At 67.7% G+C, this 14433-nt stretch carries 11 protein-coding genes; 8 read left to right on the top strand and 3 right to left on the bottom strand.

Going from position 1 to position 14433, the window contains the following annotated elements; all coding sequences use genetic code 11:
• Positions 1–50: 50 nt before the first annotated feature.
• Positions 51–1793 carry an N-acetylglutaminylglutamine synthetase gene (gene ngg, locus D7325_RS01105; RefSeq protein WP_120993247.1) on the bottom strand — a complete coding sequence of 581 codons (1743 nt, stop codon included), beginning with the start codon at positions 1791–1793 and terminating at the stop codon, positions 51–53.
• Positions 1794–1803: 10 nt separating this feature from the next.
• Complete coding sequence (locus D7325_RS01110) at positions 1804–3576, bottom strand: N-acetylglutaminylglutamine amidotransferase (protein WP_120993248.1); 1773 nt, start codon at positions 3574–3576, stop codon at positions 1804–1806.
• 200 nt (positions 3577–3776) lie between these two features.
• On the opposite strand from D7325_RS01110, the gene D7325_RS01115 reads away from it, so the two are divergent.
• Together D7325_RS01115 and D7325_RS01120 are read left to right on the top strand one after the other, a co-directional pair.
• Positions 3777–4250, top strand: coding sequence for a MarR family winged helix-turn-helix transcriptional regulator (locus D7325_RS01115; protein WP_120993250.1), 474 nt, complete (start codon positions 3777–3779; stop codon positions 4248–4250).
• A gap of 905 nt (positions 4251–5155) precedes the next feature.
• Positions 5156–6112, top strand: coding sequence for a DMT family transporter (locus D7325_RS01120; protein WP_120993252.1), 957 nt, complete (start codon positions 5156–5158; stop codon positions 6110–6112).
• Between the two features lie 49 nt (positions 6113–6161).
• Here D7325_RS01120 and D7325_RS01125 read toward each other — a convergent pair whose 3' ends face one another.
• Positions 6162–7556: a class II fumarate hydratase gene (locus D7325_RS01125; protein WP_120993254.1), complete on the bottom strand. Its 1395-nt coding sequence runs from the start codon at positions 7554–7556 to the stop codon at positions 6162–6164.
• A 152-nt stretch (positions 7557–7708) separates the two neighbouring features.
• Here D7325_RS01125 and D7325_RS01130 point away from each other — a divergent pair, with 152 nt between their 5' ends.
• The 6 genes from D7325_RS01130 (at position 7709) to D7325_RS01155 (ending at position 14351) form a co-directional block, all read left to right on the top strand.
• Positions 7709–8233, top strand: coding sequence for a DUF2059 domain-containing protein (locus D7325_RS01130; RefSeq protein WP_120993256.1), 525 nt, complete (start codon positions 7709–7711; stop codon positions 8231–8233).
• A gap of 11 nt (positions 8234–8244) precedes the next feature.
• Positions 8245–8550, top strand: a complete 306-nt coding sequence (locus tag D7325_RS01135) for a BolA family protein (RefSeq protein WP_120993258.1) — start codon at positions 8245–8247, stop codon at positions 8548–8550.
• Positions 8551–8809: 259 nt separating this feature from the next.
• Positions 8810–9745 carry an oxygen-dependent tRNA uridine(34) hydroxylase TrhO gene (trhO, locus tag D7325_RS01140; RefSeq protein WP_120993260.1) on the top strand — a complete coding sequence of 312 codons (936 nt, stop codon included), beginning with the start codon at positions 8810–8812 and terminating at the stop codon, positions 9743–9745.
• Between the two features lie 48 nt (positions 9746–9793).
• On the top strand, positions 9794–10426 hold the full coding sequence (locus D7325_RS01145) for a DsbA family protein (RefSeq protein ID WP_120993262.1): 633 nt from the start codon (positions 9794–9796) through the stop codon (positions 10424–10426).
• On the top strand, positions 10419–12197 hold the full coding sequence (locus tag D7325_RS01150; RefSeq protein WP_120993264.1) for an ABC transporter ATP-binding protein: 1779 nt from the start codon (positions 10419–10421) through the stop codon (positions 12195–12197). Before D7325_RS01145 ends, D7325_RS01150 begins: the two co-directional genes overlap by 8 nt.
• Before the next feature lie 198 nt (positions 12198–12395).
• On the top strand, positions 12396–14351 hold the full coding sequence (locus D7325_RS01155) for a HAMP domain-containing methyl-accepting chemotaxis protein (RefSeq protein WP_120993266.1): 1956 nt from the start codon (positions 12396–12398) through the stop codon (positions 14349–14351).
• Positions 14352–14433 lie beyond the last annotated feature (82 nt).

Genomic DNA, 14433 nt, shown 5'->3' on the forward strand with positions numbered 1-14433 from the left:
CGTCGTCGGCGCCCGGCCCGAGGTGTGGGTCGAGCCGGGCTGCCGGGTCGTCAGTGGGTGTTCTGGCTGAGCGGGAAGAGCAGGTCGATGAAGCGCTGGGCGGTGGGCTGCGGCTCATGGTTCGCCAGGCCGACGCGCTCGTTCGCTTCGATGAGGACGTAGTCAGGCTGGTCGGCGTCGGGCACCAGCAGATCGAGGCCGACGACCGGAATGTCCAGCGCCCGCGCCGCACGCACGGCGGCTTCGGCCAGCTCCGGGTGCAGGCGGTCGGTCACGTCGTCCAGCGTGCCGCCGGTATGCAGGTTGGCGGTGCGCCGGACGGCCAGCCGTTGACCTTCGGGCAGCACGGTATCGAAGTCGACGTTCGCCTCGCGCAGGCAGCGGTTGGTCTCTTCGTCGAGCGGGATGCGGCTCTCGCCGCCGGTCGCCGCCTGGCGTCGCCGGCTCTGCGCCTCGATCAGCGCACCGATGCTGTGCCGTCCATCGCCGATGACCTCGGCGGGCCGACGAATGGCCGCGGCGACCACCTCGAAACCGATCACCACGATGCGCAGATCCTGGCCGGCGTGGAAGCTTTCGAGCAGCACGCGGCTGTCGAACGCCCGCGCGCGCTCGATGGCTTCCTGCATCGCCTCGGCGTCGCGCAGGTCCACTGCCACGCCCTGGCCCTGTTCGCCGTCCACTGGCTTGACCACCACGCTGCCGTGCCGTTCGAGAAAGGCCAGGTTGTCCGCCGGCGCACCGGCCAGCTGCTGTGCCGGCAGCTTGAGGCCGGCGCGACGCAGCGTGCTGTGCGTGAGCTGCTTGTCTTGGCAGAGCGTCATGCTGACCGACGAGGTCAAATCCGACAGCGACTCGCGGCAGCGAATCCGCCGCCCGCCGTAGGTCAGCGTGAACAGCCCGGCGTGCGCGTCGTCCACCGTGACCTCGATGCCGCGCCGACGTGCTTCGTCGACGATGATGCGCGCGTAGGGGTTGAGGTCGTCTTCGGGCGCCGGGCCGATGAACAGCGGCTGGTTGAAGCTGTTCTTGCGCTTGACCGTGAAGGTCGGCAGGTCGCGAAAGCCGAGCTTGGCGTACAGCGCCTTGGCCTGAAGGTTGTCGTGCATCACCGACAGGTCGAGGTAGGCCAGCCCGCGCCCCATGTAGTGCTCGACCAGATGGCGCACCAGGGCCTCGCCGACACCCGGCCGCGGGCAGTTCGGCGAGACCGCCAGGCACCAGAGGCTCGAGCCCTTCTCCGGGTCGCCGAAGGCTTTCTCGTGATTGACGCCCATCACGCTGCCCAGCACCTGGCCGGTGTCTTCGTCCTCGGCCAGCCAGTAGACCGGTCCGCCTTCGTCGCGCGGTGTGCAGCGCTGCGGGTCGACCGGCAGCATGTGGCGGCTCTGGTACAGGCAGTTGATCGCCTCCCAGTCGGCCTCGCTCTGCGCGCGACGTACCGAGAAGCCGCGAAAGCTGCGCGGCGCCTGGCGATAGTCGGTGAACCACAGGCGCAGGGTGTCGGAGGGGTCGAGAAAGAGCTGCTGCGGCGCCTGCGCCAGCACCTGCTGCGGGGCGGCGACATACAGCGCGATGTCGCGATCGCCCGGCTGCTCGGCCAACAGGTCGGCCGCCAGGGCCGCCGGATCGGCGTAGGTATGGCCGACGAGGATGCGGCCCCAGCCGCAGTCCAAGGCGACCGGACCGTCGTGCTCGTCCTTGCCGTCTTCGGCGAGCCGCGCCTGCAGGCGCTGGTAGGTCGGGATCTGTCCGCGCAGCAGGCGCTGGCCGTAGGCTTGTGACTTCTGCATGTGCTGCCCTCTAGAGACCCTGTTCGCTCAGCCACAGGTTGACCGCCGCCAGTTGCCACAGCTTCGAGCCGCGCAGTGGCGTCAGTTGCCCGTGCGGATCGGAAAGCAGGGCATCGAGCATGGTCGGGTTGTACAGGCCGCGGTCCTGGCTCGGATCGAGCAGCAGCTCGCGGACCCACTCGAGTGTGGCGCCCTGCAAGTGCTTGAGGCCGGGTACCGGGAAATAGCCCTTCGGCCGGTCGATGACCTCGGCCGGGATGACCTGCCGTGCCGTCTCCTTGAGCACGTACTTGCCGCCCTCGGGCAGCTTGTACTGCGCCGGGATGCGTGCCGAGAGCTCTGCCACGCGGTAGTCGAGGAAGGGCACGCGCGCTTCCAGCCCCCAGGCCATGGTCATGTTGTCCACACGCTTGACCGGGTCGTCGACCAGCATGACCGTGCTGTCGAGACGCAGCGCCTTGTCCACCGCGGCCTCGGCGCCCGGCTGGGCGAAATGACGGCGGACGAAGTCGCCGGAGAAGTCGCCCTGGACCCACTTGTCCTGCATCAGCTCGCGGTATTCCTCGTAGCTGCGGTCGCGGAAGGCCTTGAGGTAGGCCGCGACCGGATCGTCCGCGCCATCGACCTGCGGGTACCAGTGATAGCCGGCGAAAAGTTCGTCCGCGCCCTGGCCGCTCTGCACCACCTTGCAGTGTTTCGAGACCTCTCGGGACAGCAGATAGAAGGCGATGCAGTCGTGGCTGACCATCGGCTCGCTCATGGCGCGGAAGGCCGCCGGCAGCTGCTCGAGGATTTCCTTCTCCTGGATGCGCAGCTGGTGATGCCGCGTGCCGAAATGCCTGGCAATGATGTCCGAGTACTTGAACTCGTCGCCGCGCTCGCCGCCGGCATCCTCGAAGCCGATCGAGAAGGTCAGCAGATTCTCGCCGACGCCCGCTTCACGCAGCAGGCCGACCAGCAGGCTCGAATCCACGCCACCCGACAGCAGCACGCCGACGTCCACCGCCGCGCGCTGACGGATCGCCACCGCATCGCGGAGCGAGTCGAGCACGCGGTCCTTCCAGTCATCGAAGCTGTACTGGCGCTCGTCCTCGTTCGGGCCGTAGTCGAGCTGCCACCACTGTTTGCGCGTCACCTGGCCATTGGCGTCGACGCGCATCCAGGTGGCCGGCGGCAGCTTCTCGATGCCGGCGATCAGCGTATCCGGCGCCGGCACCACGGCATGGAAGCTCATGTACATGTTCAGGGCGACCGGGTTCAGCACGCCCGCGATGTCGCCGCCCTTGAGCAGCGCCGGCAGGGTCGAGGCGAAGCGCAGGCGCTCGCCGGTCTGCGAGAAATACAGCGGCTTGATGCCCAGGCGGTCGCGGGCGATGAACATCTGCTGGCGGTCGCGCTCCCAGATGGCGAACACGAACATGCCGTTCAGGCGCGGCAGCAGCGACTCGCCCCAGGCGTGGTAGCCCTTGAGCAGCACTTCGGTGTCGCCTTCGGAAAAGAAGCGATAGCCAAGGCCCTCGAGCTCGGCGCGCAGCTCCGGGTAGTTGTAGATGGCGCCGTTGAAGACCATCGACAGGCCCAGTGCCGAGTCGATCATCGGCTGCCCGGACGCCTCGCACAGGTCCATGATCTTCAGCCGGCGATGGCCGAAGGCGACCGGGCCGCTGCTATGAAAGCCGCTGGCATCGGGGCCGCGGGCGGTGAGGTGATGGGTAATGCGTTCGACCGCAGCCAGATCGGCGGGGCGGTTATCGAAGCGAAGTTCTCCAGCTATGCCGCACATATTGTCCTTACCGGGTTGTCCGTTGGGGATGTTGACTGAGCCGGGAGCGCCTTGGTTCAGGCCGTCGGTCCAGCGTGCCAGAGGCCCGCGCTGAGCCGATGTGCCGACGCACGGGCGCGGTCGCCCGGCTCCGTCGTGGTTGAACACCAAAACAAAATAATGCTTTGATGTCAAAGTTTAATGACAGATGAAGCGCGGAGATGAATCAGGAAATAGTTTCAGATCAAACGAAAAATGCAGCCGACCGCCTGTTCGACCTGCCGTTGTTCCAGGCCATGCGACGCCTGCAGCAGGATGGCGAAGTGCACGCCAAGCGACTGGCGCGCTTCGGCGACCTGACGCCGGTGCAACTGATGATCCTGCATGTGCTCGAGCGGGAAGGGCGCAGCACGGCCAGCGCCCTGAGCGGCCGCGTGAGCCTGACGGCGGCGACGCTCTCCGGCGTGCTCGACCGGCTGGCGGAGCGGGGGCTGCTGCAACGTCAGCGCGACGATCAGGACCGGCGGCGGCAATGGCTGCAGCTCAGCGACACCGGCCGCGCGCTGCTGCGCGATGCACCGCCGCTGCTGCCGCCGGAGTTTCGCGCGCGCTTCCAGGCATTGCCCGAATGGGAGCGCCACGCGCTGACGGCCGCGCTCTTGCGCGCGGCGGAACTGTGCGGAGCGGTGGAGTAGGGCGCTGCCAGTCGATGGCGCGCCGATCGACCGCCATCGAGGACTTCGAAGGCAACGCTTTCCTCGGTTCTGATTACAGGTTGCGCCTTGCACGGCGCGTCACTTTCTCTTGTCTCGCCAAGAGAAAGTAACCAAAGAGAAGGCGACCCCATCATCCGGGTCTGCCTGCTACGCAGCCAGACTGCCCTCACTCCGGCGTTGCTCCGGGGGCACGTCACGACGGGACATCCCTGTCCCGCCGCGCCTCGCTCGGCGTCCTGCCTCGCGTCCCCCTGCGCAACGCCTGCGTTCGGCCGGATGAAAGGGGGATTGGTCCGAGTGGCTTGATGGTTGCGTGCAAGCGGTGGCTGATGGTTCGGCGATTGCTGGATCAGCCTGCGGGATGCAAGACGTAGGGCGGATTCAGGAGCGCAGCGAACAATCCGCCGGGGCCGCCCTTGGTGCCGGGCCACCTGTGCATTGCTTCGCGAATGCACCCTACGTTTCGCGAGCGAGCTCGCTCCTACGAAGAAGCCAAAGCACCGCGCTGCCTGTAGGCGCCAGGGCCTGCCTGTAGGAGCAAGGGGGACGCCTAGTTCTTGCTCGCGATTCGCGCCCCGCAGCGGCGCCACGTCTATTCGCCCGCCTGCGGCCACCGCCGGCCTGACTCCCTTCAACGGCATGAAACGACCCCCCGGACGGTTCCGCGCAGGCCGCGCCCGCGCCGGCCTACTGGTGCATTGCTTCGCGAATGCACCCCTACGGATTCACCATCGCGGCGAAACGCCGTGGTGGCGGTCAGGCAGCAGTACAGTTGCCGGCAGGATCGGCGGCTAGCTGTTCCTGTGCCGGGTGTGCGTGGACTGCCTAGAATGCCTCGATCCACGCCCGTGGCCGTTCGGCCGGGCGCTCGTTGCGAGGCCTTCATGCACGTTTCTTCCGGCCGCTGGCTCAAGGGCTTCGGCCTGGCGATTACCACCGCTCTGCTGTGGGGCATTCTTCCGGTCAAGCTCAAGCAGGTGTTGCAGACGATGGACCCGGTAACGGTGACCTGGTACCGGTTGTCGGTCGCCGGCAGCCTGCTGTTGGTATACCTGGCCGTGACCCGGCGATTGCCGCGCTTCAGCGCGCTCGGGCGTAGCGGGCGCTGGCTGTTGGCGGTCGCGGTGCTCGGGCTATCGACCAACTACGTGCTCTACCTCATGGGCCTCAACCTGCTGAGTCCGGGCACCACCCAGCTGGTGTTGCAGGTCGCGCCCATCATGCTGTTGATCAGCAGCCTGTTCGTGTTCCGCGAGTCGTTCACGCCATTGCAGGGCGTGGGCTTGGTGGTCTTGCTGCTCGGCTTCGCGCTGTTCTTCAACGAACGGCTGGTCGAGCTGTTTTCCTCGCTGACGCAGTACACCGCCGGGGTGCTGACCATCCTGGCGGCCGCGACGTGCTGGATGTTCTACGGGCTGGCGCAGAAGCAGCTGCTCAGCAATTGGAACTCCCTGCAGGTGATGATGGTGATCTACCTGGCGTGCGCTGCGCTGCTCACGCCCTGGGCGCAGCCGGTGACGGTGACTGCGTTGAGCCCGCTCCAGGGCTGGCTGCTGCTGGCCTGCTGCCTGAACACGCTGGTCGCCTATGGCGCGTTCGCCGAGGCGCTGGCGCACTGGGAGGCGTCGAAGGTCAGCGCCACGCTCTCGATGACGCCGCTGTTCACCTTCGTGGCCGTCGCGCTGGCGGCCTGGTGGTGGCCGTCCTACGTGAAGGCCGAGCAGATCAACGGGATCGGCTATTTCGGCGCCTGCCTGGTGGTCGGGGGCTCGGCGCTGACCGCGCTGGGCCCGTCGCTGATGGCCGGTTGGCGCGGTCGCCGGCCGAAGCCGGTGGTCTAGTCCGACGCCGCTGCGACCCTCTGGCGATCGCAGCGCTCTCGGGCCCGCGTCAGCCCTTCTTGCCCGGTTCGAGCATGGTTTCGGGCCGCACCCACTGGTCGAATTCGTCGTCGGTCAGGTAGCCGAGCTCGAGCGCCGCTTCGCGCAGCGTCCGGTTCTCGGCGTAGGCCTTCTTGGCGATTTCGGCGGCCTTGTCGTACCCGATGTGCGGGTTCAGCGCGGTGACCAGCATCAGGCCGCGCTCCAGATGCTCGGCCATGCGCGTGGCGTCCGGCTCCATGCCCACCACGCAATGCTTGTTGAAGTTGCGGCACCCGTCGGCCAGCAGCCGGATCGATTGCAGCACGTTGTGGACGATCACCGGCTTGAACACGTTGAGCTGAAGGTGGCCCTGGCTGGCGGCGAAGGTGACGGCCGTGTCGTTACCCATGACCTGGCAGGCGAGCATCGACAGGGCCTCCGGCTGGGTCGGGTTGACCTTGCCGGGCATGATCGAGCTGCCCGGCTCGTTCGCCGGCAGGCGCACTTCGGCCAGGCCGCCGCGCGGCCCGGAACCCAGCAGGCGAAGGTCATTGGCGATCTTCATCAGCGTGACGGCCAGCGTCTTCAATGCGCCGTGCATCGCCACCAGCGGCTCATGGCCGGCGAGGGCGGCGAATTTGTTCGGCGCCGAGACGAACGGCAAGCCCGAAAGCGCGGCGAGCTCGGCGGCGATCGCGTCGGCGAACCCCAGTGGCGCGTTGAGCCCGGTGCCCACCGCCGTGCCGCCCTGAGCCAGCTCGTAGACGGCCGGCAGGCTGCGGCGGATGGCCTGCTCGGCGATGTCGAGCTGGGCGACGAAGGCGGACAGCTCCTGGCCGAACGTGACCGGCGTGGCATCCATCATGTGGGTGCGGCCGGTCTTGACCAGCTGTCCATGACGCGCGGCCTGCTCGGCCAGCCCGCCGGACAGCTCGGCGATCGCCGGCAGCAACTGGTCATGCACCGCACGCGCGGTGGCGATGTGCATCGCGGTGGGGAAGCAGTCGTTGGAACTCTGGGCGCGGTTGACGTGATCGTTCGGGTGCACCGGGCTCTTGCCGCCGCGCGTGCCGCCGGCCAGCTCGTTGGCGCGGCCGGCGATCACTTCGTTGACGTTCATGTTGCTCTGGGTGCCGCTGCCGGTCTGCCACACCACGAGCGGGAACTGATCGTCGTGCTTGCCGTCGAGCACCTCGTCGGCGGCCTGTTCGATCAGGCGCGCGATGTCCGGTGGCAGATCGCCGACGCGGTCGTTGACCCGGGCCGCGGCCTTCTTGATCAGTGCCAGGCCATGCAGCACGGCGAGCGGCATGCGCTGGTCGCCGATCTCGAAGTTGCCCAGCGAGCGCTGCGTCTGCGCGCCCCAATACGCCTCGTCGGGCACCTCGACCGGGCCCAGGCTGTCGGTTTCTGTACGTGTCATGGCGGTACTCCGCATGGATGATTGGATTAGGCCCGAGGCCCCGCCGGCGGTTCCATCGCGCCGCCGCTCGCCTTGAGCGCAGGGAACTCCGCGCGCAGAATGGGTCCCACCTTGGGCTCCCTTCCACTAGCCCACTTCACAGGAATCGTCCCATGCCCCGTTTGAACGCTTTCTGCGGCAGCGCCGTGCTGCTGTTCGCGCTCGGCTCGCCCGCGTTCGCCGACACCGCCAGCCACACGGCCGATGCCGAGCGCTTTCTGGAACTGACCAACGCCAACCGCCTGGCCGTGCCGGTCTATGCCCAGGTGCAACAAATGTTCGCCCAGCGTTTCGCCGAAGCCGGCGGCGCCGAGGGCAAGCAGGCGACGCTCGAGCGTTACCAGGCGCAGGCCAACGCCGCGCTGGACAAGGCGATCGGCTGGGAGAAGCTCAAGCCCGAACTCGTCAAGCTCTACACCCAGCATTTCACCGAGCAGGAGCTCGAAGGCCTGATCGAGTTCTACGAGTCGGCGCTCGGCAAGAAGATGCTCGCCGAACTGCCCGAGCTCAACGCCCAGTCGGCGCAGCTCGCCCAGGCCCGGTTGCAGAGCGCCGCGCCGGAGGTGAACAAGCTGCTCGCGGCGATGACCGCCGAGCTGCAACCCGAGCCATCCCAACAACCCAAGCAGCAGCCGTGACGGAGCCACGCATGACCACCCGCGACGCCATCATCGACGCCTTGCAGGCCCTGCAACCCCAGCACCTCGAAGTGCTGGACGAGAGCCACATGCACAGCCGCGGACAGGAAACCCACTACAAGGCGACCGTCGTCAGCCCCGTGTTCGACGGGCTCTCGGCGGTCAAGCGGCACCAGAAGGTGTACGGCGCGATGGGCGAGCTGATGGGCCGCATCCACGCGCTGGCCGTCCACACCTACACGCCGGACGAGTGGTCCGCACAGGGCGTCGCGCCGGACTCGCCGACCTGCCGCGGTGGCAGCAAGCTCGGAGGCTAGCCGGAGGCCTAAAGCCCAAAGCCTGGCCATCGACCGGGCTTCAATCCTAAGCCGACCCGTAGGCGCCCGCTTGCTGGCGATCCGGTAAAAACCGGCCGGTCGGCTGTTCCCCGTCGACAACACCCCGCGCAGCTGGTCGGCCTTTTCCGGCGGACGACGCCCCGGAATCGCTTTGTTAGAATCCGCGCCCACGCCGGCCCCGAGCCGGCGCCTTTCGTTACCGGTCCGCCCTTTGCGCGGGCGACCACTGGAGGCTGTCATGACCCGACCCATCGTCGTGGCGGCGCTGTACAAGTTCGTCTCCCTGCCGGACTACGTCGCGCTGCGCCAACCCCTGCTCGAAACCCTGGAAGCCAACGGCATCAAGGGCACCCTGCTGCTCGCCGAGGAAGGCATCAACGGCACCGTGTCCGGCACGCGCGAGGCGATCGATGCGCTGCTCGCCTGGCTCAGGCAGGACCCTCGCCTGGCCGATGTCGACCACAAGGAGTCCTACTGCGACGAGCAGCCGTTCTACCGCACCAAGGTCAAGCTGAAGAAGGAAATCGTCACCCTCGGCGTGCCGGGCGTCGACCCGAACCGCCGGGTCGGCACCTATGTCGAGCCGAAGGACTGGAACGCGCTGATCAGCGACCCGGAAGTGCTGCTGATCGACACCCGCAACGACTACGAGGTGGCGATCGGCACCTTCGAGGGGGCGGTCGACCCGAAGACCACGTCGTTCCGCGAGTTCCCTGCATACGTCAAGGCGCACTACGACCCGGCCCGGCACAAGAAGGTGGCGATGTTCTGCACCGGCGGCATCCGCTGCGAGAAGGCTTCGAGCTACATGCTCGGCGAAGGGTTCGAGGCGGTCTATCACCTCAAGGGCGGCATCCTCAAATACCTGGAAGAGGTGCCGCAGGACGAGTCGAAGTGGCAGGGCGACTGCTTCGTCTTCGACAACCGGGTGACCGTGCGCCACGACCTCAGCGAGGGCGACTACGATCAGTGTCATGCCTGTCGCAATCCGATCTCGGTCGAGGATCGCGCCTCCGATCATTACGCGCCGGGCATCAGCTGTCCGCATTGCTGGGATTCGCTGCCGGAGAAGACCCGCGCCAGCGCCCGCGAACGGCAGAAGCAGATCGAGCTGGCCCGACAGCGCAACCAGCCGCACCCCATCGGCCGCGATCCCCGGCACGCGGGCGACTGATACCCCGGCCCGCGCGGCCTGACTGAACGAACGGATCGAGGAGTACCGATGAGCGCCCGTCTGCTGTACGTGATGGACCCGATGTGTTCCTGGTGCTGGGGCTTCGCCCCGGTGATCGAGGCGCTGGCCGAGCGGGCAGCGCGCGCCGGCGTTGCGGCCGTGCCGGTGGTCGGTGGTCTGCGTAGCGAACACCAGCCGCTGGATCCGGCCGGGCGCGTTCGCATCCTCGGCCATTGGCAGGCGGTCAACGCCGCCACGGGCCAGCTGTTCGACTTCAATGCCGCCATGCCGGAGGGCTTCGTTTACGACACCGAGCCGGCCTGTCGGGCGATCGTCGCGGCACGCGATCTCGATACGTCGCCGGTGTGGCGATTCATGGGCCTGGTCCAGCGCGCCTTCTACCTCGAGGGCGCCGATACCACGCGCGCCTCCGTGCTGGTCGGGCTGGCCGAGGAGGCCGGTTACGCGCGCGAGGCGTTCGCACAGCGCTTCGACAGTCCCGAGGCGCATCAGGACACCGCCGCGGACTTCGACTGGGTGCGCAACCTCGGCATCAGCGGCTTTCCGACAGTCCTGGCCGAGCGTGATGGGCGCCTGGCTTTGCTGACCAACGGCTACCAGCCTCTCGAAACGCTGCTGCCGCTGCTCGATCGCTGGCTGGATCAGGGCGCGCATGCCTGATCGCCTGACCTGGGCGGAGATCCGCCGGCTCGCGTTGCGCCATCGCAAGGGGCTGGTGCTGGCCAATCTGTTCGCGGTGCTGGCGACGCTCTGCTCGGTGCCCATCCCGCTGCTGCTGCCGCTGCTGGTCGACGAGGTGCTGCTGGAGCATGGCGGCCAGGCGCTGGCCGTCATGGATCGCTTCCTGCCGGCGGAATGGCAAACCGCGGTCGGCTACATCGGCCTGATGCTGGCGCTGACGCTGTGCCTGCGCAGCGCGTCGCTGGTGCTCAACGTCTTGCAGGCGCGGATGTTCGCGCAGCTGTCGAAAGACATCGTCTACCGGCTGCGCGTGCGCCTGATCGAGCGGCTCAAGCGCATCGCCCTGGTCGAGTACGAAAGCCTCGGCGGCGGCACGGTCGCGGCGTACCTGGTGACCGACCTGGAGACGCTGGACAAATTCATCGGCGAAACCCTGAGCCGTCTGCTCGTCGCCGTGCTGTCGATCACCGGCACCGCGGCCATCCTGGTGTGGATGCACTGGAAGCTGGCGTTGCTGATCCTGCTGTTCAACCCGCTGGTGATCTACGCCACGGTGCAGCTCGGCAAGCGCGTCAAGCACCTCAAGAAGCTGGAGAACGACAGCACCTCGCGCTTCACCCAGGCGCTGACCGAGACGCTGGAGGCCATTCAGGAAGTGCGCGCCGGCAACCGGCAAGGCTTCTTCCTCGGCCGGCTCGGTCTGCATGCGAAGGAGGTGCGCGACCACGCGGTGGCCTCGCAATGGAAGACCGATGCCTCGAACCGCGCCAGCGGCCTGCTGTTCCAGTTCGGCATCGATGTGTTCCGCGCCGCGGCCATGCTGACCGTGCTGTTCTCCGACCTGACCATCGGCCAGATGCTCGCGGTGTTCAGCTACCTGTGGTTCATGATCGGCCCGGTCGAACAGTTGCTCAGCCTGCAATACGCCTTTTACGCGGCCGCTGGCGCGCTCGGCCGGATCAACGGGTTGCTGGCGCGGGCCGACGAGCCCAGTCCGGTCGGCCTGGCCGATCCCTTCGCGGGGCACCGGACGGTCGGCATCGAGGTGCGCGAGCTGAGCTTTGCCTACCGTGACGAACCCGTGCTGGAGGGCCTCAACCTGCACATCGCTCCGGGCGAGAAGGTCGCGCTGGTCGGCGCCAGCGGCGGCGGCAAAAGCACCCTGGTGCAGTTGCTGCTCGGTCTGTACGAACCCGGGGCCGGCAGCATCCGCTTCGGCGGCGTGCCGCTCGAGCAGATCGCCCGCGACCGGCTGCGCGACAACGTGGCGGTGGTGCTCCAGCATCCGGCGCTGTTCAACGACACGGTGCGCGCCAACCTCACCATGGGCCGCGAGCGCGACGACGCGGCCTGCTGGCAGGCGCTGGAAATCGCCCAGCTCGCCACGGCCATCCGTCAGCTGCCCGAGGGGCTGGACAGCATCGTCGGCCGCTCGGGCGTACGGCTGTCCGGTGGGCAGCGCCAGCGGCTGGCGGTGGCTCGGATGGTGCTGGCCGAGCCGAAGGTTGTCATCCTCGACGAAGCGACCTCGGCGCTCGATGCCGCCACCGAATACGCCCTGCACCAGGGCCTGGCGCGCTTCCTCGACGGCCGAACCACGCTAATCATCGCGCATCGCCTGTCGGCGGTTAAACAGGCCGATCGGGTGCTGGTGTTCGATGGCGGGCGCATCGCCGAAGAGGGCGAGCACGGCCAGTTGATCGCCGAGGGCGGGCTCTATGCGCGGCTCTATGGCCACCTGCAGCACTGAGCCGTCATGCCGCAGTAACCTTCTGGCGCCAGAATTTTGAGGATTAATCCGTAGCGGTTTACAGTGCGCGCCCTGCTCGGATCGTAGCCGGGCGATAGCGCTATCAGGCGTTGGGCGCGCGATAGCGACAGAACGACGCTCAACTTCTCGCACACACGGCCGATGCCCTCGCATCGTTGCACCTGTCTGGATGCCTATATGGACGTAATCTCGGGTTTCTTCACCAATCTGCCGGTCGGCCGCAAGCTGCTCGTCGGCTTCGGCGGCGTGCTGGCGCTGACCGTCATGGTGGCCGGCACCGGCTTCTATGCGGTCGAGACGACCGTCGAACGCTCGCAGCAAATGAACCGCCTGGCCCGGATCAACGCCGGCATTCTCGAGGCGCGCACCCAGGAGCGCGACTTCGCCCTGACCCGCGCGGAAACCTCCGCCGACGCGCTGAACCGGACGCTTTCCGATCTCGGCCCGGCGCTGGAAGAACTGGCGGCCCGCTCCAGCGAGGCGGAAAAACAGGAGCTCGCCCGCATTCGCGTGGCGCTCGACAGCTACGCTCGGCATTTCCAGGGATACCGTGCGCAGCTCGCCGAGGTCGCCAAGGCGCGCGTCGAGATGGCCGAGGCGGCGCAGCTCAGTCGTGAGGAATTCACCTCCGTCGAGCTCGAAATGTACGACGCCGTCCGCGCCCTGCGCCTGGGCGGCGATCTGCTCAAGGGCAGCGACCCGCTGACGCTGGCCGAGGCCACCTCCACCCTGACCAAGAGCATCCTCGATCTGCGGACCTACGAGGGCCAGTTCATCAGCGACAGCTCGCAGCAGGCGGTCGACGACTGGCAGGGCGTCTACGAGGACATCACCCGTTCGGCCGAAGGCCTCAAGCAATGGCTGAACGAGGACCAGAAGGCCGCGATGGACCTCGCGCTCAAGGAGCTGGCGCACTACAAGGAAGCCTTCGGTCGCTTCCAGCAGTTGCGCACCACCCGCATCGCCAGCGAACAATCGATGGCGCAGCAGGCGGACGGCGTGGCCGTGATTGCCGGACGCGCGCTCGAACAGGCGACCGAGCAGATGCGCGCCGAGCGCAGCCAGGCCTTCCTGCTGCTGGCCGTCATCGGCGGGCTGGCGGTGTTGGTTGGCCTCATGGCGGCCTTCGTCACGACGCGGCTGATCGTCGGCCCGCTGCGGCGTACCGTGGAGATCGCCGAACGCGTCGCTTCGGGCGATCTCAGCCACACCGAGGCAAGGGCCGTGCGGCGCGACGAAATCGGCAAGCTGCAACAGGCCATGCAGACCATGACGCAGAGCCTGCGCACCCTGATCGGCAGCATCGGCGGTGGCGTCAGCCAGATCGCCACCGCGGCGGACCAGCTCTCGGCGATCACCGCACAGACCAGCGAAGGCGTGCAGGCGCAGCGTTCGGAAACCGAACAGACCGCCACCGCCATGCATGAAATGGCCGCCACCGTGCAGGAGGTCGCCCGCAATGCCGAGCAGGCCTCCGAAGCGGCGCGCCAGGCCGACCGTGAAGCCCGCCAGGGCGATCGGGTGGTGAAGGAAGCGGTAGGCCAGATCGATTCGCTGGCACAGGAAGTCGACAAGACAGCCGAGGCCATCACGGCACTGAACGCGGAAAGCGGCCGCATCGGCAGCGTGCTGGAAGTGATCCGCAGCGTCGCCGAGCAGACCAACCTGCTGGCCCTCAACGCGGCCATCGAAGCGGCCCGTGCCGGCGAGCAGGGGCGCGGGTTCGCCGTGGTGGCCGACGAGGTGCGCGCGCTGGCCATGCGCACGCACAGCTCCACCGAAGAAATCGAGGGCCTGATCGCCAACCTGCAACGGGTCGCGCAGAAGGCCGTCGAGCAGATGGACAGCAGCCGCAGCCTGACCCAGCGCACCGTGACGCTGGCGGGTGAGGCCGGCTCGGCGCTGGGTCGCATCACCGATGCGGTGTCGACCATCGAGCAGATGAACCAGCAGATCGCCGCTGCGGCCGAAGAGCAGACCGCCGTGGCCGAGGCCATCAACCTCAGCGTCACGCGCGTGCACGACATCGGCGAGCAGAGCGCCACCGCCAGCGAACAGATCGCCGGCGCCAGCGCCGAACTCGCCCGCCTGGGCGGCGAACTGCAAGGCCTGATGGGGCGCTTCCGCACCTGATGCGAGCCCCGAGCTGCCCCCTGCGGTGGCTGCTCGGGGCGTGCTCGATCCAGCCTGTTCATGCCGGCCAACGGCCTTTCAG

The sequence above is a fragment of the Stutzerimonas urumqiensis genome, from assembly GCF_003640395.1.
In the GTDB taxonomy this organism is placed as follows: Bacteria; Pseudomonadota; Gammaproteobacteria; order Pseudomonadales; family Pseudomonadaceae; genus Stutzerimonas; species Stutzerimonas urumqiensis.

Bases quoted from the DNA above. Each gene is read 5' to 3' on its own strand.
- D7325_RS01120 (WP_120993252.1), top strand. From the start codon at position 5,156: ATGCACGTTTCTTCCGGCCGCTGGCTCAAGGGCTTCGGCCTGGCGATT.
- D7325_RS01110 (WP_120993248.1), bottom strand. From the start codon at position 3,576: ATGTGCGGCATAGCTGGAGAACTTCGCTTCGATAACCGCCCCGCCGAT.
- D7325_RS01125 (WP_120993254.1), bottom strand. From the start codon at position 7,556: ATGACACGTACAGAAACCGACAGCCTGGGCCCGGTCGAGGTGCCCGAC.
- ngg (WP_120993247.1), bottom strand. From the start codon at position 1,793: ATGCAGAAGTCACAAGCCTACGGCCAGCGCCTGCTGCGCGGACAGATC.
- trhO (WP_120993260.1), top strand. From the start codon at position 8,810: ATGACCCGACCCATCGTCGTGGCGGCGCTGTACAAGTTCGTCTCCCTG.
- D7325_RS01115 (WP_120993250.1), top strand. From the start codon at position 3,777: ATGAATCAGGAAATAGTTTCAGATCAAACGAAAAATGCAGCCGACCGC.
- D7325_RS01145 (WP_120993262.1), top strand. From the start codon at position 9,794: ATGAGCGCCCGTCTGCTGTACGTGATGGACCCGATGTGTTCCTGGTGC.
- D7325_RS01135 (WP_120993258.1), top strand. From the start codon at position 8,245: ATGACCACCCGCGACGCCATCATCGACGCCTTGCAGGCCCTGCAACCC.
- D7325_RS01130 (WP_120993256.1), top strand. From the start codon at position 7,709: ATGCCCCGTTTGAACGCTTTCTGCGGCAGCGCCGTGCTGCTGTTCGCG.
- D7325_RS01155 (WP_120993266.1), top strand. From the start codon at position 12,396: ATGGACGTAATCTCGGGTTTCTTCACCAATCTGCCGGTCGGCCGCAAG.
- D7325_RS01150 (WP_120993264.1), top strand. From the start codon at position 10,419: ATGCCTGATCGCCTGACCTGGGCGGAGATCCGCCGGCTCGCGTTGCGC.